At 70.9% G+C, this 21,662-nt stretch carries 14 protein-coding genes and 1 tRNA gene; 9 read left to right on the forward strand and 6 right to left on the reverse strand.

Annotated elements, in window-relative coordinates:
- The first annotated feature begins 188 nt into the window (after positions 1 to 188).
- From AC067J_RS38715 to AC067J_RS38735, 5 genes are all read left to right on the forward strand, one after another.
- A complete protein-coding gene (locus tag AC067J_RS38715; RefSeq protein ID WP_478307481.1) occupies positions 189 to 980 on the forward strand; it encodes a DUF1684 domain-containing protein in 792 nt (263 codons plus the stop codon).
- A gap of 233 nt (positions 981 to 1,213) precedes the next feature.
- On the forward strand, positions 1,214 to 1,672 hold the full coding sequence (locus tag AC067J_RS38720; RefSeq protein WP_478307483.1) for a nitroreductase/quinone reductase family protein: 459 nt from the start codon (positions 1,214 to 1,216) through the stop codon (positions 1,670 to 1,672).
- 193 nt (positions 1,673 to 1,865) lie between these two features.
- Entirely contained in the window at positions 1,866 to 2,435 is a 570-nt protein-coding gene (locus AC067J_RS38725; RefSeq protein ID WP_478307484.1) for a MarR family winged helix-turn-helix transcriptional regulator, read from the forward strand.
- 129 nt (positions 2,436 to 2,564) lie between these two features.
- A complete protein-coding gene (locus AC067J_RS38730; RefSeq protein ID WP_478307486.1) occupies positions 2,565 to 3,866 on the forward strand; it encodes an MFS transporter in 1,302 nt (433 codons plus the stop codon).
- A 132-nt stretch (positions 3,867 to 3,998) separates the two neighbouring features.
- Positions 3,999 to 4,072 (forward strand) — tRNA-Pro (locus AC067J_RS38735).
- A gap of 350 nt (positions 4,073 to 4,422) precedes the next feature.
- Here AC067J_RS38735 and AC067J_RS38740 read toward each other — a convergent pair.
- On the reverse strand, positions 4,423 to 5,544 hold the full coding sequence (locus tag AC067J_RS38740; RefSeq protein WP_478307488.1) for a tyrosine-type recombinase/integrase: 1,122 nt from the start codon (positions 5,542 to 5,544) through the stop codon (positions 4,423 to 4,425).
- Positions 5,545 to 6,337: 793 nt separating this feature from the next.
- On the opposite strand from AC067J_RS38740, the gene AC067J_RS38745 reads away from it, so the two are divergent.
- Both AC067J_RS38745 and AC067J_RS38750 read left to right on the forward strand, forming a co-directional pair.
- Positions 6,338 to 6,559: a transposase gene (locus AC067J_RS38745; RefSeq protein ID WP_478307490.1), complete on the forward strand. Its 222-nt coding sequence runs from the start codon at positions 6,338 to 6,340 to the stop codon at positions 6,557 to 6,559.
- A gap of 307 nt (positions 6,560 to 6,866) precedes the next feature.
- Positions 6,867 to 7,076, forward strand: coding sequence for an IS3 family transposase (locus AC067J_RS38750; protein WP_478307511.1), 210 nt, complete (start codon positions 6,867 to 6,869; stop codon positions 7,074 to 7,076).
- Between the two features lie 95 nt (positions 7,077 to 7,171).
- On the opposite strand, the gene AC067J_RS38755 is transcribed toward AC067J_RS38750, so the two are convergent.
- From AC067J_RS38755 to AC067J_RS38770, 4 genes are all read right to left on the reverse strand, one after another.
- Positions 7,172 to 10,219 carry a pPIWI_RE module domain-containing protein gene (locus AC067J_RS38755; protein ID WP_478307492.1) on the reverse strand — a complete coding sequence of 1,016 codons (3,048 nt, stop codon included), beginning with the start codon at positions 10,217 to 10,219 and terminating at the stop codon, positions 7,172 to 7,174.
- Between the two features lie 82 nt (positions 10,220 to 10,301).
- On the reverse strand, positions 10,302 to 14,066 hold the full coding sequence (locus AC067J_RS38760; protein WP_478307494.1) for a pPIWI_RE_Z domain-containing protein: 3,765 nt from the start codon (positions 14,064 to 14,066) through the stop codon (positions 10,302 to 10,304).
- Complete coding sequence (locus AC067J_RS38765; protein ID WP_478307495.1) at positions 14,059 to 15,327, reverse strand: pPIWI_RE_Y domain-containing protein; 1,269 nt, start codon at positions 15,325 to 15,327, stop codon at positions 14,059 to 14,061. The genes AC067J_RS38760 and AC067J_RS38765 overlap by 8 nt, the downstream gene beginning before the upstream one ends.
- Positions 15,320 to 17,065, reverse strand: coding sequence for a PD-(D/E)XK nuclease family protein (locus AC067J_RS38770; protein ID WP_478307496.1), 1,746 nt, complete (start codon positions 17,063 to 17,065; stop codon positions 15,320 to 15,322). Before AC067J_RS38770 ends, AC067J_RS38765 begins: the two co-directional genes overlap by 8 nt.
- 182 nt (positions 17,066 to 17,247) lie before the next feature.
- Here AC067J_RS38770 and AC067J_RS38775 point away from each other — a divergent pair, with 182 nt between their 5' ends.
- On the forward strand, positions 17,248 to 18,729 hold the full coding sequence (locus AC067J_RS38775; RefSeq protein ID WP_478307497.1) for a serine/threonine-protein kinase: 1,482 nt from the start codon (positions 17,248 to 17,250) through the stop codon (positions 18,727 to 18,729).
- Positions 18,730 to 18,757: 28 nt separating this feature from the next.
- Here the strand turns inward: AC067J_RS38775 and AC067J_RS38780 are convergent, their stop codons facing one another.
- Positions 18,758 to 20,806 carry an HsdM family class I SAM-dependent methyltransferase gene (locus tag AC067J_RS38780; protein ID WP_478307498.1) on the reverse strand — a complete coding sequence of 683 codons (2,049 nt, stop codon included), beginning with the start codon at positions 20,804 to 20,806 and terminating at the stop codon, positions 18,758 to 18,760.
- 546 nt (positions 20,807 to 21,352) lie between these two features.
- Between AC067J_RS38780 and AC067J_RS38785 the strand changes: the two genes are divergently transcribed.
- Complete coding sequence (locus AC067J_RS38785) at positions 21,353 to 21,652, forward strand: transposase (RefSeq protein WP_478307499.1); 300 nt, start codon at positions 21,353 to 21,355, stop codon at positions 21,650 to 21,652.
- Positions 21,653 to 21,662: the final 10 nt, after the last annotated feature.

Raw genomic sequence — 21,662 nt, forward strand, 5'->3', positions numbered from 1 at the left:
CCGAGGACGGATGCACCGCGGCCCGGCGCGCCGGGGACCGATGTGACGGGCGTGCGACGGGCACGCTACGGGCGTGCCAAGCCGTCCGGCAGCGGGAATGATCCACCCGGGTGCCGGATGTTGAGGGGGGTAACGGAGAACGGACGGCCCGCGCGGCGGGCCCTGGACCGGAGTGGGAGGGCGTGCCGATGACGGCGACAGCCGCAGAGGACTGGAAGCACTGGAGCGATCGGCGGGCGGCGTCCGTGAGCGCACCGCACGGGCAGCTGGCGCTCACCGGTACGCACTGGCTCGAACCGGAGCCCGCCGAGGTCCCGGGCCTGCCCGGCCTCTGGTGGACGGACGCCGAGGGCATCCGGGTCCGGGCGGCGGCGGCCGACGGCATCACCGTCGCGGGCACGACGACCCCCGTCGACGGGGAGGTGCTGCTCCGCCCGGACACCGATCCGGCCGCGGACACCGCCACGCTGGGCGAGCTGCTGCTGGTGCCGATCGAGCGCGAGGGTGAGCTGGCACTGCGGGTCTTCGACCCCGCCGCGCCCGGGCGGGCGGCCTTCGCCGGCATCTCCGCCTACACCTATGCGCCGGAGTGGGCCGTCCCGGCGGTCTTCACCCCGTTCGAGGACGACGCCGCGCAGGCGGTGGTGGTCCCGAACGCCGACGGCAAGGAGCGCCCGCTGGCCGTGACGGGTCGGATCGAGTTCACCGTCGCCGGCGAGCACCGCACGCTGACGGTGAGCCGGTCGGGCAACGGACTGAGCGGCGTCATCGCCGATGCGACCAGTGGCCGGGACACCTACCGGTTCCGGTTCATCACGCTCCCCGAGCCCGACGCGGACGGCCGCACGGTGCTGGACCTGAACCGTGCCTACCTGCCGCCGTGCGCCTTCGCGGACCACTTCATCTGCCCCTTCCCGCCGCCGGGGAACCGCCTGGACTTCGCGGTCGAGGCCGGGGAGAAGCAGGTGCTCACCCGGTAGTCGTCGCGCCTTCCGCACGTCCCGCCCCCGTTGCCGCCCGGTCTCCCCGCCGGGCGGGGACGGGGGCGTCGCGTTGAGGCGGTCGGGCCGGGGCGGCCGGGTTGGGGCGGCCGGGTTGAGGCAGTCGGGTTGGGGTGGCGGTGCGGGGTCCGGGGAACTCGTTGACAGCTCCGGGGGTGCATGCCACTCTCATTATTAGATAGCAACCTATCGATTTCTGAGGAGGCAGCACCATGTCCACGTCCACTGCCGCCCGCTCCCGGGTCTCCGCGTTCCAGAGGTTCGGCAACCGGACCATGCAGGTGTTCCACGGGCTAGGCATGCCAGTCGGTCCGATGCACCTGCTGAAGGTCAAGGGCCGGAAGTCCGGCCGGGAGTACACCAACCCGGTCGCCCCGGTACGGATCGACGGGGTGATGTACCTGCTCCAGGCCTTCCCGGGCTCCGACTGGGCGAAGAACGTCCAGGCGGCGGGCGAGGCGGTCCTGGTCCGCGGGCGCCGGGCGCGGCGTGTCCGGTTGGTCGAGGTCCCGCCGGGGGAGCGCGGCCCCGTCGTCCGGGAGTTCCCCGGTCAGGTGCCGATGGGGGCGGGCATCTTCGTCAAGAACGGGGTGGTGCCCGACAAGCGGCCGGAGAGCTTCGAGCGGGCGGCGCAGGGGATCCCGGTGTTCCGGGTCGTACCGCTCGACTGAGCCGGGGGAGGCGGCGCCTGCGCGGCCTGCGCCCCGGGCGCCTCCCGGGCGCCTCCCGCGCGCTTCCTGTCGCCGCCGGCGGAGCCGAGCCCGCCATGCCTCCCGGCGCGGTCTCCCACGGGCCGGCGACTTGGTCCGCCGGTCGTCGGCACTAGGCTGCACGGGGTGATGTCGCGATCGGCGGGAGGCCCGAATGCCCAGGCGGGAGAGTACGGACGAGGACCCGTCCGTCGAGGCGTCGTCCGCCGTCAAGAGACCGTCCGCCGGGGCGTCGTCCGTCGAGGTGTCGGCCGAAGTGCCGGTCGAGGTGACGCCCATGGCAGCTGATCCCGGTCCGGCGTGGCTGCGCACCAGCGTCGCCCCGAAGCTGCACCTGACCGCCAAGTCCTGCCGGGCCTTCTTCGAGGGGCGCCTCGCCGAGGAGGGCGCGACCTTCGCCACCTGGACGGTGCTGGCGGCGCTGAAGCTGGAGGGTCCGATGATCCAGCGCGCCCTCGCGCGGTACCTGGGCATCGAGGGGCCGACCCTGTCCCGGCAACTGGAGCAGATGGAACGACGAGGGCTCGTGGTGCGCCGCCGCACCGACGCCGACCGCCGTGCCGCCACCGTCGAACTGGCCCCCGAGGGGGAGGCCGTTTACGCGCGGATCTCGGCGGTCGCGGTGCGCAGCCAGCAGGAGATGCTGCAGGGCCTCAGCGACACCGACGTCGCCCAGCTCGCCGTCCTGCTGGACCGGATCCTCGGCAACGTCGGAGCGAACTGACCCCGGTCGGCGGCGCCCGAGGACCGGGGCGGAACATGGGATCCCGTGTCGACCAATCATCCTGCCAATCAGCCCTCCGCCGACGCCACCCGACGCCCCTCCCCGCCGGCTCCGGACCCGGTCCCTTCGGTGACCGCCGCGGCGCCCACGCCCGCCGCCACCTCGCCGGTCGTCACCCCACCCCCGCCCTGGTACCGCCGAGCCGCACGCGGAGCCTTCGCGGACCTGAGCCCGCTGCGCGACAACGCCGACTACCGGCGGGTCTGGTTCGGCCAGGTCGTCTCCTCGATCGGCCAGCAGATGACGGCCGTCGCCGTCTCCGTCGAGGTCTACGACCTGACCGGCTCCAGCTTCGCGACCGGCCTGGTCGGCCTCTTCTCCCTCTTCCCCCTCATCGCCTTCGGCCTCTACGGAGGCGCGATCGCCGACAGCGTCGACCGCCGCCGCCTCGGCCTGATCGGCGCGGCGGGCCTGGCCGTCGTCTCCGCGGTCCTCGCCGCACAGGCGCTCGCCGGCCTCGGCCTCGTCGCCGTCCTCTACGCCGCCGTCGCCGTCCAGGCCGGCTTCTTCGCACTCGGCTCGCCCGCCCGCTCGGCGATGATCCCGCGCCTGGTCCCCTCCGAACAGCTCCCCGCCGCCAACGCCCTGAACACCGTCAGCATGAACCTCGGGCTCACCGTCGGCCCCATGATCGGCGGCGTCCTCATCGGCGCCTACGGCGTCCAGGCCGCCTACCTCGTCGACACCGTCGCGTTCGCCGCCACCATCTACGCCATGTGGCGCCTGCCCGCCATGCTCCCGCTCGGCGAGCGCAAGGGCCGGGCCTCCGTCCTCGACGGCCTGCGCTTCCTGCGCGAGCAGCCCAACCTGCGCACCAGCTTCCTCGCCGACCTGGCCGCGATGATCTTCGGCATGCCGCGCGCCCTCTTCCCGGCCATCGCGGTCACCTTCTACGGCGGCGACGCCCGTACCGTCGGACTGCTGGTCGCCGCACCCGCCGTGGGCGCCCTCGCCGGGGCCCTCTTCTCCGGCTGGGTCGGCCGGGTCCGCCGCCAGGGCGCCGCCGTCCTCGTCGCCGTCGTCGCCTGGGGCCTCGCCATCGCCGCCTTCGGCCTCGTCCGCAACCTCTGGCTCGGCCTCTTCCTGCTCGCCGTCGCCGGCTGCGCCGACACCGTCAGCATGATCTTCCGCAACACGATGATGCAGGTCGCCGCCCCCGACGAGATGCGCGGCCGGCTCCAGGGCGTCTTCATCGTGGTCGTCGCCGGCGGTCCACGCCTCGGCGACTTCGAATCCGGCGCGGTCGCCTCCCTCACCAGCCCCGCCGTCTCCGTCGTCACCGGAGGCCTCGCCTGCGTCGCCGCCATCCTCCTCCTCGCCGCCCGCCGCCCCGCCTTCCTCCGCTACGACGCCCGCCACCCCACCCCCTGACCCCACCCCCATACCTGGCAGCGAGCACCCCCCGACGTGCTGTATTGTTTTCCTCGTCGCCGGGACACCGGCCGACAAGGTCGAGAAGCCCGAAGCAGAGCCCCCCAGGCTCAGCTCAGGGCCACGAGACCACGGGACGTGGCGCAGCTTGGTAGCGCACTTGACTGGGGGTCAAGGGGTCGCAGGTTCAAATCCTGTCGTCCCGACTTGCATCACTGCAGGTCAGAGGCCGTTTCCGCCGGATGGCGGAGACGGCCTTCGTGGTTGGTGGTCGCAGTGTGGTCGTGAACGCTCGTTCACGTCGCGCTCGGAAGGTACTACCTGTACTCGGGAGCACCTCAGGGCGGTCGGCCTGTCCTTCATTGGCGAGTCGAGCGTGGCTGGCAGGCCGTTCGGACGCGGTTCGTTGTCGGAGCGAGGTTGATTTTTCTGCTGGCAGGCATGCCTGTGAGACCCGCGGCATCCGCCTGTGAGTGGTTGCTTGAGTGGACGTCAGCTGTGGACCGGATGGCCGGTGTTCTTGCTTCCCTAGGCCTGGGACGTGGCTGTAGCGCCGTCAGGCGGCGTGGCTGAAGAGCGGGTTCGGTGCCGGGCCGCTGAGGGCGAGGACGTCAACGCCGCGCGCGCGGGCTTCGACGAGGCAGAGCCTGGCTTCGATGGTGTGGACCGCGGCCATCGCGACATCCCAGGTCAGGTGGCTGTAGATGTTCGCGGTGGTCGACAGAGTCGAGTGCCGCAGTGTCTTCGAGATGACGGCCATGGAGACGTCGCCTTCCAGGGCGAGGGTGGCGGCGAGGTGTCGCAGGTCGTGGATGGTCACGTGCGGCAGGCCGGCCTGCTCGCGCAGCTCGTGGAAGCGCTGGCGGACCGCGGCCGGGTGAAGGGGCTTGCCGTCCGCGCCCTGGAAGGCATGGTCGTTGCCGGTGGAGGTACTCCTGGCCATGGCGCGCTGGAGGGCGGCGGCGACGCGCTCCGACAGGGGAACCCAGGTGCGGCTCTTCCTCGTCTTCGGTGCGGTCAGGACGAGTTCGTGGTTGTCGATGGCGGAGAGGGTGTGGCGGATGTACATGACGCGGTCGTCGATCCGGACGCACCGGCGTTGAAGCCCGAGTGCCTCGCCCTTGCGCAGTCCGGTTCCGATGATGACCTCGAAGAGGTCGGCGAAGGCGGGGTCGACGTTGCGGCAGTGGGCGAGGAAAGCCACGGCCTGCTCGGCGCTCCAGGGGACGCGCTCGTCGGCGCGGGGCCGGCGCATGGGCAGGGGCTGGGCCGCGTTATAGGGGAGCCGGTGGGTGCGGACGGCGGTCCCCAGGGCGCTGGAGAGCGTGGCCAGGCAGTGGTAGACGGCCTGGCGGCCGCGGCCGGACTCGAGCTGCTCGTGTGCGTAGGCGGCGATGTGGTCGTGGGCGAGTTCCTCCAGGCGCATCTTGCCGAACACGGGGATCAACTCGCAGAGCACGTAGGTGCGGTAGCGGGCGTAGGTGGTGGGCTTGAGCAGGAACTCCATCGACTTCAGCCACTTGGTGAGGTACGCGGCCACCGTCTCGTGCGGGTCGGCGTCGAAGCCCAGCTGGCGGCCTTCGAGGAAGCGCCGCAGCGCGCTCTCGGCGGCGAAGTCGTCCTCGAAACCGCCGCGCCGCACCGTGCGCCTGCGACCGCTGAGCGAGGGGATGTCCACGGCGAAGGTCCACGTGCCGTGCCCCTCCTCGACCAGGCGCGGGCACGCCGCGCCGAACTGGCGCCGAGCCGCGTCGCGGCACCCGCACCGACGGTAGACCCGACCCCGCCGCCGCCCCGAACTGCGCACCACTTTCTCCTGCCTCCTGCGGTCCTGACTTTCTCAATCAGCCCGCGAGGCTACAGATTTCACATCTGGATGGCCGACTGCGACCACCATGCGATCACCAACACGGAATTTGTGGCCTGACCTGCGACTTCCGGTGAGCACCCGCACCTGGACTTGATGGCTGCGCCTCGTGCAGCGCGGCGCGCTTCCTGGCAGGTCAACGCTGGCGCCCTGTTACCCTCGGTAGTTGATGTCGCCTACGAAGGTGTGCCCTGGCCGATTCCCGCTACGCTGCGTTGTCGGCGTTGGTACAGCGCCGCCAGGCGTCGGTGTTCCGCATGGGCCCGAGCCCATCGGGAGCCGCGCCTCGATCTGGTCGAGCCATCGAACAAGCAGTCGTTGGCGGCTATGACGCCACCATCACCAGTGTGGGAATGAAAAGGAGTGGGCGAGGCAGACTCCGACGGTCAACGATCCGATATTTATATTTCCCAGTCTGAAATGGGTCGCCCGTTGCAGCGCCACGCGAGGTTGTCTGCCTTCACTTCTCGCGCCAGCAATCGCGCATTGGCGATCGCCGCCCAGCACTGCACGGTTGTGCTTGTGATCGAGCAGCCTGTGCGACAGCGAACGCTTCCGCGGCTCGGGCCTTCGCCCTGGTGGGGGGGACACGCTGATACTGGATTTGCTTGATCCGGAGGAAGTGAGAACACCGCCGATAGCGATGAAGGACTACTCGGACGAGTTCAGGGCCGATACCGTGGCCCTGTACGAGTCCACGCTCGGAGCGACGTACAAGGATATTGCCGCTGACCTGGGCATCAACAGGGCGACGCTGCGTGAGTGGGTGCTGCGGGACCGCGAACGCCGCGGCGTCGTCCCCATCGTCCCCAGGTCGGGTGGGTAGGCGGCGGCCCTGGCAGGAAAGTCGGCCGTGGCCGCCGATCCGACCGGACCCGGCAGTTGGAGGCCCGTGTGGCCGAGCTCGAGACCAACGAGCGGAAGCTGGCCACCGAGCGGGACATCCTGCGCAGGGCGGCCAAGTATTTCGCCGGCGAGACGAACTGGTGAGCCGCTTTCAGTTCGTCCACGACCACAGGGACGCCTACGAGGTGAAGCGGCTGTGCCAGGTCCTGGACGTCAACCGCTCCAGCTACTACAAGTGATTCAGCGGTGCTGATGCCAGAGCCGTCCGCAGGTACCAGGACGAGGTCCTGGCCGAACGGATCCGCCGGATCCACGCCGATTCCGGCGACGCCTACGGCTCGCCCAGGGGGACCGCGGAACTGCGCGGGACGGGGACTCGAATCAACCACTATGAAGCCCTACCCGCCCGCTCGGAAGCCGTGATCCATGTCGCGATGATCGGCCTCGTGACCCGCCGCCTCACCAGTGAAACCACCCCGACCGGGTGCGGAACCTGAACCCCGTCATCACGGCGACACGCCCAGTCAGAACACAGGTCTCGTGGATACGGTGTCCTCCATCGTCAGGCACTGCGTAGTTGTCGATCCCCTCGTCAGCCGTGGGCCGTCTCGGCCTCGTCGTCCGGCGTCGTGGATAGTCCGGCCGCGTCGGCGAGGTCTGGGTCCTCCCCGATCTGGTCTCCGGCGGGTGTGTCCGACTCCTCGTTCAAAGTCCGGTCGCCGTCGGCGAGTGTCGGGAGGACGTATGCCTGGGCCAGCCCCGCGAGGTGGAGGGGGAGGGGGAGAGACAGGGCGGCGGCGTAATCCGGGGCCTGGCGGAGCTGGTGCATGGCGAGGGCCAGCGCCTCGGGGTCGTCGGACTTTTCCAGTACGGGGGCCGCGGAGTCGTCGTCCTCGTGGCAGCCCAGTACCGCGATCTCCACCAGCGTCGGGTTCCAGGCGCTGGTGCCCGCCTGCGAGGTGAGGTTGCCTGCCGCGTTGACCCGGGTGGCGAGGCGGTCGAGTGCGGGGGAGATCGCATGGGTTCCGGGACGTTCGGTGGTGCTGTAGAAGACCCGCTCTCGCGACGAAGCCCTGTCCCCGTACCGCTGTTGGGGATTCTGTGCCCAGAAGCCGGCCGGCTGCCCGTGGGGCTTGCCCGGGTCGGCCAGGCCCCACCACTGGGCGCTCTCGCGACCGCCGCACCCGCGCACGCGTACGAGGCGGAGTTCGTCGTCCAGTCGGCCTGCCGGGGCGTGGCCGGGCTTGATCAGGTCACGTTCGGTCTGGCCGTCTTGGAGCCATGGCCAGTGCAGTCGGCTGTTCTGAGCATGGGTGATCAGTGCGGTGGGTTGCCCGCGGAGGGAGTACAGCACGCGTTGGAGGAATGCCGCAGTCTCCCTGCGCTGTTGGGCGAGGTTACTGCGCCACTGCTTGCCGGTGACCCGAGGGGCATCGGGACGTGTGTCATCGTCTGAAGTCTCGGGTTCCGTGAACGTTTCGGGGCCGATCTCCGCCTGTTTCACCAGACCGAGGAGGAACTGCGGGTAGGGCACCCATTCCCCCGCGGTGTCATCCCAGCCGCGTACGGCTGCAAGGCCTTCCCCGGCCGGGAGCGGGGTGACGAGGACGGCCACAGGCAGGTGCTTGGGCAACCGGGTCGGGCCGTCCTTGCGACGTTTCACCATCCACACCGCCGCGTATTGCAGCGAGTCCGGAAGATCCTTACCGAGGGTGTGCTGGGGCAGGACGCGGACACCGAGCTGGCGCAGTCCGTCGAGCCACGAGCTGTACGTGCGGTGGTCGAGGCTTTCCGCATTGTCGATCTGCCGATCGGTGGACGGGGTGACGACGAACTGAGTCAGCAGGCCTGCGTCGGCGCACCCGAGGCGGATGGCGAACTTGGGGTCCGTCGACGCCGGGCGGAATGTACTGCGGTGCGCGACTTCCACGAGGGCGAGTTCGGGGCGGGAGGGGTCCGCGCCGTCCGCGCGGAGCCAGGCGCGCAGGGCACGGCGCCGTTCGGCGACTGCAGTCGCGAGCGCCGCGCCTTTGCCCTTGACTGCCGGGTCGGGCACGAGTCGGTCGCCCAGTCCGTCGGCGAGGGGCAGGCAGCGCAGCCGGAGTGTGACCTCCGCCGTCCGCCACTCCAGGACGACCGGTGCTCCGGGCGTGGCCTCGTCGAAGTTCCGGTCCGTGACGTGGGCGGCACTGGCGCCGCCGTCGCCGTCGAGGCCCAAGGCCTTGGCGAACTGTTCCACTGCCTCGCCGCGTACCTCGGGCGACTGCCACAGCAGCCGGGCCTCCACCACGGGCGGGCCGGCCTGCTCCGGGCCGTGGGAGGCGATCCGGGCCTGCGCCGCGAGTGCCACGCGCCGTGCCCGGGTCTCGCGCAGCAGCTCGGCCTTCTTGGCCTCGTCGGTCCTGGGCTTGGGCCGCCGGTTCTCCGGCGCGCCGATGCCCTTGCCGCGTCCGCGCGTGAGGTCGGGTACCCGGGCCAGTGTTTCAGGAAGGGCCTGCTCGGCCCATTCGGTGAGCTGGGCCCGCTGGTTGGGCATGAAGCCGCTGCCGATCTCGTGCTTGCCCGTCCTGGTGCTGTGGACCACGGCGGCGCGGACGCCGCGGCCCTCGCCGATCCAGGAGACCGGTTCGGTGAGTAGCTGTTCGGGGTCGGGGAAGTTGCCGGCGAGGCTGAGTCCGCGCAGGATGCCGGCGGTGTCGTTCTCCGACCAGACGAAGGTGTCGGCGGCCCGGTCGCGGCGCAGGCGTGCCAGTGCGTAGCGTTCGGTGGCCGGTGCGCCGGGCAGCCAGGGGATGGTGGGTCGCAGGTAGACCGTAGTGGCCTCCCGGTAGGGCAGGTTGAGGCGTTTGGTGGTGGTCCGCGGGTGGGTCGCCCAGCGGCGTACACCCCAGTGCAGGTGGAGACGCGGCCTGGGGTCGAACGGCGTGGTGTGCAGGGAGATGTTCAGAAGGACGGAGAACCACCACTCCTTGCGTTTGACGGTCCGGCACAGGGGCTGCGACATGAGTTCCGCGCCTTGGTCGCGAGGTCCGCGGGGCAGTGCCCGGAATCGCAGCTCCCCACCCTCGAACGGGAAGGGGTCGAGGGTCAGGATGCGGCGTGCCAGGGCGTCGGTGGCTAGTTGGAACTGGCGCGGTTCCGGGGCGGCAGTGCCGCCCCGGGTGGTCGGGGTGGTGAGGAGTTCGACGCCGCTGACCGGCTGCCACTTGGGCAGGTTCTGCTTCAGGTCGGTGCTGCTCGCGAGCAACAGCGAGCGGAACCGCGGATCCTGCGCGGAGTCCCTGGGACCGAGGGTACGCAGCCAGGCGTCGAGGAGTTGCTGCAGGGAACGGCCCGGGAGGGGGGCGGGCGCCGAGGCCGGTACATACATCCAGAAGTCCTCGGCGACCTGCGGCCCCGGTTCCACGGGGATCCGCGGCCGGGGGCGGACGATCACGTCGGGGGCGAGGGTCTGGAGCACACCGTCGAGTCGGCGGGTGGGCAGCGTCGGCTGCCGCTTCTCCTCGTCCCGCCCGTGGTTGTGCAGTTCGAGGAGTCCGGCGTGCCAGTGTTCGGGGAAAGAGAGTGCGTGGAAGTCCTCGGTCCAGGGGGTGCCCTCCTCGGCCAGGTGGTACGCGGATCGGCGGATGTTCTTGTACATGTCGGTTCTCCCAGCGATGTCCGTACGCGGGCGGGTGCGGTTGCCCGCCAAGAGCGCTGCCCAGGGCGGTGGTTGGCGTGTTTCAGTTGACCGGTCGCGGGCCGGGCGACGTCCCCATGGCACACAGTGCTTCGTACAGCGGGCGGTAGAGCAGCTTGACGAGTGCGGCGTCGGCGGAGTTGGTGCGCGCGCCATACGCGACGGTGTCGGTGTTGGTCTGGGCGAAATACGGGGCCAGGACGTCCCGCAGTCGGACGAGCAACCCCGGGTCGCCTGCGCGGCTTGGACGCCGGCCCTGGCCGGTGAAGGGTGCCTGTGCCTCGGCGAGTCGCGGTGCGAAGGCCGCGTCTACGAACACGACGCGGGCGGGTACGCCACCGCGGACGAGGCGCCCGATGACCTGCCAGATGGTGACGAGCTGGTCCCAGACGAAGGACTTCTTCTCGTCATCAGAGAGCGAGGAGTAAATGTAGGGCCGTGACAGTACGTGCCGCCACACGCCGCGTGCGGTGGTCCTGAAAGCACTGCCTGCCGCGTTCAGGTCCCCGGCCTGGGTGACCATGTCGCTGAACGTCCCTTCGTCCGGCAGCTTCAGCTGACCGCGTACGAACCGCGTCGCCCAGTCGTTGATGGCGAAGACCGCCAGGGAGAGGTCGTCAGGGCGGGGGTGCGGGCGGACCAGGAAGAACACCGTTCCGAACGCCGCCACCTTCTCCTCGCCGGGCCGTTGGGGGGCGGTGAGGATGTTGTGTCCTCGTTCCACGGCGAGGAGGGGCGCCACGAGCAGTTCAGCGTCCGGGTCGTCGGCGAAGGACGCGAGGTCCCCACGCCGGACCGCTCCCGCGCCTGATCCCGTGCCCGGCGCCTGGCCCCCCGTCGGCGCCGCCCCGTCGACGGCGGCCTCCAGTTCGGCGTCGTCGGCGACCAGAACGCGTACCCGGCCACGCCAGCGCGGGATCTCGTTCAGGGCTGTAGCGGCCACCTTGGCTTCCGTGTAGCTGCCCACCAGAAGCAGAGCACGCTTGCGGCGCTGGTCGGGGATTCGGGCGAGTTCGCTCTGGAGAGGGGAAGAGTTACCGTCGCTCCGGGACCGGGCGAGCCGGTCGATCATCAGGCGCAGGACGTCCTCGCGCTGGTCGGGGTCCTGGCCGGAGAGCCGGATCGGCTGTCCGGCGGCGTCGTAGAGGAACTCGGTGCGGAACACGGTCTCCCGGATGGCGGCGAGAGCCTTGCGCTGCGGTTTCAGTACGGCACGGACGGGGGCGAGGACATGGGCCCGGGTAGAGGTGCCGGCCCAACTGGTGCCCGACATCAGCAGCACGTGTGGGCCTGCCTTGCCGAGGCCTGGGTCGGCGCCGAGCTGGGGAAGACCCAGGAGCAGTTCCCGGCCCACGCCTGCGCAACGGAAGAAGCGCAGGGTGCCGGTGCGGTGCCCGTCCTTGTCGCGGGCGGCGGCCCGTTCGTCCACCAGGTACTGGAAGCCCAGGACGTTGCCCATGGGCGCTTCGGGCAGCAGTGGCGCGTAGTCGAGGGGCGGACGGCGGGTCAGTTCGTGGGCCGCGGAGTCCAGCCGTAGCGCTGCCTCCACCTGGGGCCACAAGAACGTCACCCGGTCCAGGCGTTGGTGCAGGGCGGCGAGGACGAGGGTGAACTCCAGCCGCCGTGCGTTGAGTTCCCGCCACTCCGCGGTGAGTGGTACGTCCTCGGGGGCAGGCTTCTTGCCTCGCTCGGCGGCGGGCACGGGGCGCTGTTCCGGGCCCGGCGCTCCGACGAGGAAGGCGTCGAGGAGCGCGCGGACACGGCGCCGTGTCTGTTTCTCGTCGAGGGTGTGCAGGACGTCGTGGGCGAGGGCGGTGAGCTCGTCGGCGGGGGTTCCATAGGGGCCGCGTCCGCCGAGCGGATCGTCGCGGAACGTGTCGAAGAACCCGGTGATCTCCGTGCGCCGCTGCGCCCAGGGAGCGTCGGGGACAGGGGAGTCGCCATCGGCCCCGAGCCCTTCCTCATCCTCGTAGAGTGCGCTCTCGTCCTCGACGCCCCCTTCGCTCGTGTTGTCCGGTCGCCCGGCGGCCTGGCCTCGTGTCAGCGGGTACCAGGCGTGCAGCAGCTTCTCCTGGAGCGTCCACGCACTGAAGTAGTCGATCTGCGCCCAGTCCCGCATCGCTCCGTCGTCGATGAGCATGGCGTACAGCCGGTCCGCGGCGGAACCAACGACGTCCAGGGCGGCGGACCACCGTTCCACGTCCTGGTCGGAGAGCTGCAGCCTTCCCTGCCGGGCGAGTTCGGCGATCTCGTGGGTCTGCAGCTGGTCGAGCCAGGAGTCGGAGACACCGGTGGTGACGAGGGTGGCCGACGGGGCGAACATCTGGTCGAGCTGCATCTGTACGCGGTCGGCCTCGTCGACGACGACGATGTCGCTGCGCAGGCAGGCCAGCTCCAGATAGCGCAGGCGCTCGGCGTTGAGCTGACGCGGAACCGCGGTCTGGACGAGACTGGCCGGGTTGGCCACCCAGATCAGCGCGTCCACGAGGTCACGCGCGGCGGAGTGTCGGGGGCAGACGCTCCACAGTGGGCAGGCGTGCGGGGTGCCCAGGTCCTCTTCGTCGGCCTCGGTGTCGTCCGTGGCGCTCTCCCTGTCGACGGCGCCTCGGGCTCGTTCGAGCTCGCGTACCGCCCGCTCGGCCGCGGGCTCCTCGGCGGTCTCCTGGCGCCGAGTGGGGTGAAGGGCACCGCATGGCGCGTCGGTGTAGCGCAGCGGCTCGGACGTGTCGAGTGCGCGCAGGGCGTCCAGCGGGCAGGCGGTGCTGAGGTGGGCGAAGACGGGTCCGGTGTGAGCCAGCAGGGAGTGTTCTCCCCGTGCGGCGAGTCTGCGGTGCAGCCGCTGGGTGTGCTGGGGCCGCGTCGTGCCCCCCTGCACCAGGGCGGCGCTCAGGCCGAGCGTGCGGAACAGCTCGGTCAGGGTCAGCTGTTCGGCCACATCGCCGACGACGAGAGTGATGCGCAGGCCGTTGTGGTACGCCCAGACGGCGAGCAGGGTCATCAAGGTCGACTTGCCGGCACCGACCATACCGACGAGGTGGGTGAGCCGATCGAGCGGTAGCGCGGACGCCGCTTCGAAGGCTGTCCCGTCCGGGGTACGGGTGTCGAGGTCGAGCTGGGCGAGACGCTGCTCCCAGTTCCCCGCCTTGAGCCCCCGCCGCTGCTCCTCCGCGTCCATCCACCGTGCGACGTCGGCGAGCTCGTCGAGCGGCACGTCGAGGGGGCCTGCTGTGGCCGGGTGTTCGGCGGTGAGGGGGTGGCCGGGGAGGGGGGCCCGCACGAGATCGGCGGGGACGCTGACGGAAGTGCGCCGGTGACGGCGGTCCATGAAGCGGTGTTCGCCCGCCTGCGCTGGGGGAAGCACATTCGTGGCGAAGCCGGGGAGGTTCGCGAGCGCGTCGTCGTAGGTGTTGAAGCGGTCGGCCGCCACCTTGAGGGGAACCTGATGGGCGGGCTCCCCGGCCGCCGGGACGCGGTACGCCCGCAGCCGTTCGGGTAGTTCCAGGTAGGCGTCCAGGCTCTGCCGCCACATCCGGCGGCGGCGCATGGGCCAAAGCAGGTGCCGGGCCGCGGTCAGCGCGACCTGTTCGGTGGTGCCAGTGGGGAGCTTCGAGGCGCGCGCGAAGGCGAGGCCGTAGCCGCCGAGGAGCGTCCACGCTCCGTCGGCAGCGTGACCGGGCGCCACGGTCTCCATCAGCCGCAGGGCGAGCTCGACCTGGCAGAGCAGAGCGGGCCGGGTCCCGGCATGTTCTTCGGGCCAGGGTCCCAGTGCGGTGACGACCGGCTGGTACCAGCTGCTGCGGTCACGCATGGTCTGCTCCCTGCTTTCCGGCGCCGTCGGTCGCCGCCGTCTGGTTTCCGGACCGGGACGACGCTGTGCGAGCCCCGTCGTGCTCCCTTGCCGGAGGCACGGTGTGCAGGGGAGCGACGGACGCGTCCGGCCCGCGTTCGCCGGACAGCCGCAGCCGCGCGGTCCGTTTCAGCTGGTCGTCCGTCAGCAGCCGCAGACCGCACGCCCCCGGGCCCCGCTCCTTGGCATACATGGCCAGGTAGTCGCGGCGGGCACGCACCCGGAATGCGGGCACCACCCAACAGGCTTCGTCGTACGGGGGCTCGGGGCGGATGGCCGTGGCGGCGCGTCCGAGGAAGGCGGGGTGTGCCCAGTCCTTGACGTCGACGGCCCACACGTGACCGTCGGGGAAGGTGATGCGAAGGTCGTACGCGTCGAAGCCGGGCCACATCTCGACGGTGAGGCCCAAGGCGCGTAGCTCGTCCTCCAGGGAGACCTCGGCGCGTCCGGGCCCGGTGACGAACTGCCTCAGAGGTTTCCGCAGTTGACGCAGCTCGCCCACCTCCGACGCGACGAGTTCCCGGCCGTGCGGCGGGGGACCTTGGTGCCGGCACTGGTCGCGCTCGCACCACCACTCGGTGTCGGACACCGGATGGAGCAGGGTCAGGCAGCGGTGACAGCACAGGTACGCGCCGTCCCGGCGGAACCCGAGGGGGACGGGGGCGTAGATCTCCTCGATGAGGAAGCGCACGGGGTCGAGGAAGAGGTCAGTGCTCACCTCGGCCCAGTCCGCTTCGGTGAGGACGGGCCGATTCACCAGGAGGCGACGGAAGGCCGTGTACGACTCGGGTGACGACACGGACCGGCAGGCGCGCAGGGCCTCGTGGATCACCAGGCGGTCGTACTGCCGTCCGGTGCTGTCCCCATGTCCCCGCACGGCGAGCTCGTGGCAGAGCTGCGTGGGCTCTCCGGAATCCTCGTCGATCATCCGGTCCGCGGTGTCGAACAGGTCCGCGGGCAGCCGGTCGAGGGGCCAACTGCCCAAGGGACGGGCGCGGGCCCAGCGCATCATCTCGGGCACCCCGGCCGGGGGCTTGGCGCCGCTGCGCAGGCACTGAAGCACCAGGGCATCCAGGGCCCGCTGCGCGCCGGCGGGGTAGGGCAGAGTGAAGGAGTCAAGGCGGTCGACGGCCGCTAGGTGCAGAACGGCGGTGGCCACGTCCCGCAGGAGGACGACATCGGGGTTAGACAGCCAGTCCGGTACGAGTTGTTGGTCAGGCATGGGGCGGGGCGTCCCCTCGCGGCGAGGTCTGCGTGTCGGGGCTCGACGGGCGCGGATGGTCAATGACGTAGGCGGTGCCGGGCCGACACCACGTCCGGGCCTGACAACCGTGGCAGTGGCGTCCGGTCCTCGGTTCGTAGGTGGTGTCGTCCAGGAGTGGCTGGGCGAGTTCGGCGATGACGGCCCGGGCTTCGTCGACGATCTCGGCGCGGCCGGGGTCGATGGGTTCGAGTCGACTCTCCCCACGGACCTCACGCAGATGCTCCAGTTCGACCCAGGTGCGGCGCGGGTCGTCGCCGAGCGCGCCCGCGTGGAACAGCAGGACACCGAGGGCGAGTTGGGGATAGGTGCGGAGCAGGGAATCGCGTTCCCACAGCGGGCGGGCCGAGGTCTTGGTCTCGCGCCAGATCCACCGGCCGCGGTGGGTGTACACCAGGTCGGGTACGGCGAGGACGACGATGTCGAGTTCTGGCACATAGGCCGTGACCCGATGCTGTACGAGTACCTGCTCGTCGGCGTCAAGTCCGTTGAGGGGGCACAGCAGCCGATGTTCCGCGAGCATCCCGGCAGCCTCGCGTGCGGAGGTGTCGTCGAGTCCGGCCCTGGCCCGTATCGCCGTCGGCTCGGGGATCTCGCGGTCCCGGCAGCCGCGCACCGGGCGTTCGGCGTGCTCTGCGTCGAGCCAGGCGTCGACGGCTCTGCCGCGCCGTGCCCCCCGGCCCTCGGCCGAGAGGTCGTTGAGGTGCAGTCGTCGCACCAGGTGGTACTGGGCGGGGCACTCGGCGTGCAGCCGCAGGTCCCAGACGGAGACGGAGCGGCGTTCGCGTGCGAGAGCCGGAGGGTGCCCGCCCCACAGCCGCGGGGTGCGCTTCAGATCCGTGCAGCCGGCGATGGCCTTGCAGTCGACGCAGCTCTCCCCGGGCCGCACGCCGGGTTCGGTGGCAGCCGTGACGAAGGCAGGCGCAGCGTCGGTCCTGAACCGTTGTCTCGCCTCGTCGGGGCCTTCGGAGAGCAGCTCCTCCACGGACCCGTCGGCGCACCCGACGTCGAAGACACGGACCAATTCGGGCAGGCAGGTGCTCTCGGTCGCGGTGGGCGGGGGCTGGGCGCGTTGTTTGCGGCGAGGCGTGGGTGCGCCGAAGGCCATCACCTGTGCCACAGCCCCGAGTTCCGCATCGGGACGGTCGGTCTTGGCCCGGCCGATGGAAGGCAGCCACAGGTCGCGCACCCTTCCGTCGGAGGAGGCGTACATGCGGCCCCAGAGGGTGTGCTCGTACTGCCGGGCGCCACGCGCATCGGGAGCGTCCGTGCGGGAAGTGCGCCACGTCCATGGCTGCTTCACCGGCTTGGTCGGAGGCAGCCCGGCCTCGACGGCGGCTGCCTGTTCGCGGGTACGGGCGGCCACGTAGCGCTCCAGGGCGTGGGCGGTCCAGGCCAGGTGGGCGGGGTGGACTGGGGCGCCCCATCCCCGGAAGGGACCGCGGGTGCCCCGGAGTTCCTCGCGCACCCGCTCCACGGACCACCCGTCGTGTTCCAGTAGGTCGAGGGCGGTGAAGAGCGGGCCGAACCCGAACCCCTCGCGGGGTGGCCGCCGGAACGGCACGGCCGGATCGGCGACGAGCAGGGGCCGCATCGCGGTGCGTCGGTGGGTGGGACAGGCCACGTCGTCGGGCCGGGCCATCCGGGGGCTCGCCCTGATCAACCAGTCGTGGCCGATGACGCCGGGTGGGTTCTGCATGGTGACCCCCGTGGCAGGCGGTGTGGGCAGGAGGGTGCCCAGAGCAACGGGAGTCCGGGGACATCCGGGCACCACTCGAGCATGACACAAGATTGTGAACTGAGTCCATGGACGGCTCGCGTCTAGAGTCTTTCACGCTACGCTGGTGGATCTGATGCGCAGTGGTGCGAAGGGGCACGGTGGTGGACGCGGACACGTACAAGCCCGGCGTGGGTGATCTGGTCGACGGGCGCTACGAGTTGAAGGACTCGCTGGGCAAGGGCGGGATGGCCCAGGTCTGGCGGGCCCGAGAGGTGTCCGGGGGGCGGGAGGTGGCGGTGAAGTTCCTGCGCCACGACTCCGAGGCCCTGTACTGCCTAGACCCGTATGAGCGTGAGGCCGAACTCGTTGTCAGGAACGCCCGGTTCCGGCGCGAGGCCAACCTCCTGGGCACGCTCGACCACCCGGGCATCACCGAACTGTACGGGAGCGGATCGCACCAGGGTGTCCCCTACATCGCCATGCGCCTGGTGACCGGAGTGAGTGTGCGGACCTTCCTCGACGAGCACAGCCCGCTCCCTCTGGCCACGGCGGTCGCCGTCGCGATTCAGGTGGCAGGGGCATTGGCCTGCGCACACACGCTCCCGGTCGTGCACCGAGACCTCAAGCCCGCGAACATCATGATCGATGAAGAGGGGTGGGCCGTCCTCATCGACTTTGGCATCGCCAAGCCGTTGCACGCTGACGCCACCCGTTACACGGCACACGGTTCGACACTTGGCACCCGCGGCTATCTGGCACCGGAGCAACTCCTGGAACGCGAGCCCACCACGCGAACGGATGTCTACTGCTTCGGCTGCATCTTCTACGAACTCCTCACCGGGCGGCCCCCGTTCCCGCTCGGCGCGGAGTCCGGCCTGACCGACAAACACCTCCACGAGGATCCGCTGCCACCGAGCACGTACGCCGCGGGCATCCCGGAGCCTATCGACGATCTGGTGCTGCGCATGCTCGCCAAGAAGCCCGAGCAGCGCCCGGCCGTTGACGAGGTCCTAGAAGTCCTCGACCCGTTCGCCCCGGGGGTTGGTGATCCCGAGCCCCGGCCCCGCACCCACCCCGACCCCACCGCCCCCATGCGTCGGCCGCGGGACCGGGCTGCTCGTCCGCGCCCGGTCGCTCTCACGCTGCCTGTCGCCTCCGCACCAGCAGATGAGTGGCTGGACGCCCGCGTCGTGGAACAGCTCTGCGCGCAGGCCGAATCGGAGATCGCGACCGGCGAGCCGGGCGACGCGATCGACCGGCTGCACGGTCTGACAGAACGGGTCCGCGAGGAGTGGGGTGAGCGGCGGCCTCTGGTGCGTCGTGTGTGGCAGGGGGCTGCGGACGGCTTCCGCCTCTCCGGCAATTTCGGCGCTGCGGCTCGCCTCTACCAGGCCGTCGACGACGGTCTCATTCATGGCGACGGCCCGGCCGAGCGGGCCGATCGCGCGCTGATTCGGCTGCGCATGGCTGAGTGTCGACTCGCCTTCGGGGAACTGGAGGCGGTCATCGCGGTGGTCGACACGGCGGGCCGCACCGCCGCTGGCCTGCCACCGGAACTCGCGGCTCGTGTCGAGGCCGTACGCCGCGCGGTCGACGCCCAGCTCACGGACCGCCTGGCCGAGCCCAGGCGAAGGGAGGCGTGACGCCGACTGGTGTGGGCGAGCCGATGTGCTACGGGTTGGCCAGCCGTCCCGCCGCCAGCTCGTCGCCGAGGTCGCGGACGAGGCTCGTGCCGAGGCCGGCTGCGCGACGCAAGAGTCGTTCGAAGACGGTGAGTTCGCGGAACGCCTCTCCGTAGCGCCGCTGTTCTCCGAGGGGGATCTGGCGGATCTGGAGACGGCGGACGTCGATGCGGGAGGAGCTCGTGGTGTGGGTGCCGGCCTGCCGGGCATTGGCGGGAGCCCGCAGCGAACCGGCGAGGAACCAGGCGTCGAGCTGTTCGGGCTGTACTCGCACGGCATGCAGTTGGGGGCCGAGGGCGGTCGGCGGCCCCTCGTGGACCCAGGCGGAGAAGGCACGGGCGACGCCCACCACCACGATGTCCCCGGGTTCGGCGATGACGGCCTCGCCGGCCGCCGCGGTGCCGGGAGCGAGCCAGCTGCGGGGTTCGCCGTCCACCAGAAGATCGGGGACGGTGAGGAGGGGGATGCCGTCGTCGGACGCCGGGCCGGCGTGGATCGATTCCTCCGGCGGCTGCTGGCCGCCGCGCAGGGTGAGCGCCCCGGCCCGGGCGAGCTCGGCGACTGTGGTTGCCGTCGGTGTGTCCGCCTCGGCCGTGGCGAGGTCGAGCGCCGCGAGCAGCCTGGCCGACTTGTTCACGTTCGCGGTGAGCCCGGTGAACTCCCGCCAGGATTCGGCCAGTCGGAGTGCCGTGTCTGCCGGGGGCGAGGCAATGTGGCGTCCAGGGGTGAGGTCGACCTCGTCGTTGAGGAGTTCGATGACGGGCACCTGTCGTACGTAGGCAGGGGCCTGTGGGGAGTCCGCCTCTTCGACGGCCTCGCGCACGAAAGCGCTGATCGCTGCCCAGTCGGGGGTCCACTTCTCCTCCGGGTCCCGGGGGAAGCGCGAGGCCGCGTCGGCGACCAGCAGCCGATCGCCCACCGGTGTGCCTTCCCCGTGGACGGGCATCCGCAGCACCCACAGGTGCAGGGAGACGCTGTGCGGTGCGGCGCAGCCTGGAGGCAACGCGACGACGGCCCGCAGTTGCCCGGTGCGTAGCAGCGAGCCGCGGATGCGGCGGCCGGCCTTCCTGGCCGCGACGGCGGGCGGCAGCAGCAGTACCGCGGTGCCGCCGGGCCGCAGCTGAGCCAGGCAGTGCTGGACCCAGGCGAGTTCGGGCTCGGTGCGCGGGGGAAGGCCGTGGCTCCAGCGGGCGTCGGTGGCCAACTCCTCGTATCCCCAGTCCCGTTCGCTGAAGGGCGGGTTGCACAGGACGATGTCGGCGGAGGTGCCGGCGAACGGGTCGTCGCGTAGGGAGTCCGCAGCCCGTACGGAGACCTGCGCCCACTCCTTCTCCCCGTGGCCCTCGTTCGCGGCGAGGGCCATGCGGGAGTCTGCCAGCGAGGCGAGGACGGCGTCCCGGTCGCTGCCGAGCAGCGTGAGTGCCCCGGCGCCGGACGCCCTCACGGCGTCGGCCGCGGCCAGGAGGAGATGCCCGGGGCCGCAAGCAGGGTCCATGACGGTTGTGCCGCCGGAGCTGCCCGGGCTGTCGCCCGCCACGTCGTTGGCAGCCCTGAGGGCGAGTTGTGCCATGAGGGATGCCAGCGGTTCCGGGGTCGTGGCGATCTGGCGCACATGGACGTCGAGCCAACGGCGCAGCAGAAACGCGAACGTTTCCATGCCCCCTTCACGCTGTCCGAGATCCACGGCCCGTTCGATCAGCGCCCGTGTGTCGGCACGGATCACCTCGCCTTCGTCGCTCGCCCGCCCGGAGAGGAGCCGCCCTACCTCGGCGATCGCGGCCCCGGTCTCGTCACGCCCGCCGAGCGCCTCGAAACCGGGCCAGAGCCATTCCCTCTCGGCGGACTTCTTCAACTTCTTGGTGTCGCGCAGCCAGCCCTCGATGTCGGTCAAGGAGAACTGAGGGTTGGCGTCGGTGCCGGCGATCCGCCCAGGGAAGGACGGATGCCGCCGCCGCCAGTTGCTCACCGCGGCTCGTCCCACACCCGCAAGGCGGGCGATTTCGGCCAAGGTCACCGGCACGGCGCGCGACGTGGACATCTACACTCCCAGGGCATTTCTGGTGGAGGGAGGACTTTCCCCTCGGTCATGGGTGTGTGATCAAGCCACCCTTCCTTCGAACTGCATCGGTCAGCGTACATGACCATTGACTTTGTTCACAGATGCACCATGGCGGGTTTGGGAGGCGTACGTTGCGTTCTGGTCGGTCAGGCGCGCGGGTCAGCGCGGCGGCTGGCTGTGCCGCCCTGGTGTTGCCCCCGTCCGCCCAGGTCGGCCGTTCCGCCCCGATGCTGCCCATGCCCGCACAGGCCGGGCCTCGGGTCCCATCGGGTGGGTGAAGGGCCGCAGCGGGTCCACTTCGGCCCACGGGACGAGTGCCTGTTCGGGGGTGCGGCGGTCGGGTAGCCACACGGCGAGACGCCGCCACACCTCGCCGGCGTGGGCGGGGCGTTCGTCGGGGTCCTTGGCCAGCAACTGGAGCACCAGGTCCTCCAGTTCGGAGGGGATGCCTGCGCGGTGGGCTTTACCCCGAACAGTGGACGCTTCTGAGAAGCGGATCTTCGGGTCCGTGGAGAGGATGTCCTCATGGGTGCTGCGAGGTACTCGGGGGAGTTCAAGCGGGACGCGGTCGCGTTGGTGGAGTCCAGCGGGCGGCGTATCCCGTCGGTGGCGCGCGAGCTGGGCGTCAACCCGGAATCACTGCGCCAGTGGGTCCAGCGGTCCCGGGCGGCTGCCGGCGCGTCCGGTGCGGGCGGTGAGGGCCCGATGACGGCGGCGGAGCGCGAGGAACTGCGCCGGTTGCGCCGGCAGGTCCGTGAGCTGGAGCTGGAGAAGGAGATCCTGCGGAAGGCGGCCGCGTATTTTGCCAAGGAGATGGGTCGATGACCGGCCGCTG

Source organism: Kitasatospora sp. NPDC042419 (genome assembly GCF_056437345.1).

Bases quoted from the DNA above. Each gene is read 5' to 3' on its own strand.
- AC067J_RS38760 (WP_478307494.1), bottom strand. From the start codon at position 14,066: ATGCGTGACCGCAGCAGCTGGTACCAGCCGGTCGTCACCGCACTGGGA.
- AC067J_RS38755 (WP_478307492.1), bottom strand. From the start codon at position 10,219: ATGTACAAGAACATCCGCCGATCCGCGTACCACCTGGCCGAGGAGGGC.
- AC067J_RS38715 (WP_478307481.1), top strand. From the start codon at position 189: ATGACGGCGACAGCCGCAGAGGACTGGAAGCACTGGAGCGATCGGCGG.
- AC067J_RS38720 (WP_478307483.1), top strand. From the start codon at position 1,214: ATGTCCACGTCCACTGCCGCCCGCTCCCGGGTCTCCGCGTTCCAGAGG.
- AC067J_RS38770 (WP_478307496.1), bottom strand. From the start codon at position 17,065: ATGCAGAACCCACCCGGCGTCATCGGCCACGACTGGTTGATCAGGGCG.
- AC067J_RS38780 (WP_478307498.1), bottom strand. From the start codon at position 20,806: ATGTCCACGTCGCGCGCCGTGCCGGTGACCTTGGCCGAAATCGCCCGC.
- AC067J_RS38765 (WP_478307495.1), bottom strand. From the start codon at position 15,327: ATGCCTGACCAACAACTCGTACCGGACTGGCTGTCTAACCCCGATGTC.
- AC067J_RS38785 (WP_478307499.1), top strand. From the start codon at position 21,353: ATGGGTGCTGCGAGGTACTCGGGGGAGTTCAAGCGGGACGCGGTCGCG.
- AC067J_RS38725 (WP_478307484.1), top strand. From the start codon at position 1,866: ATGCCCAGGCGGGAGAGTACGGACGAGGACCCGTCCGTCGAGGCGTCG.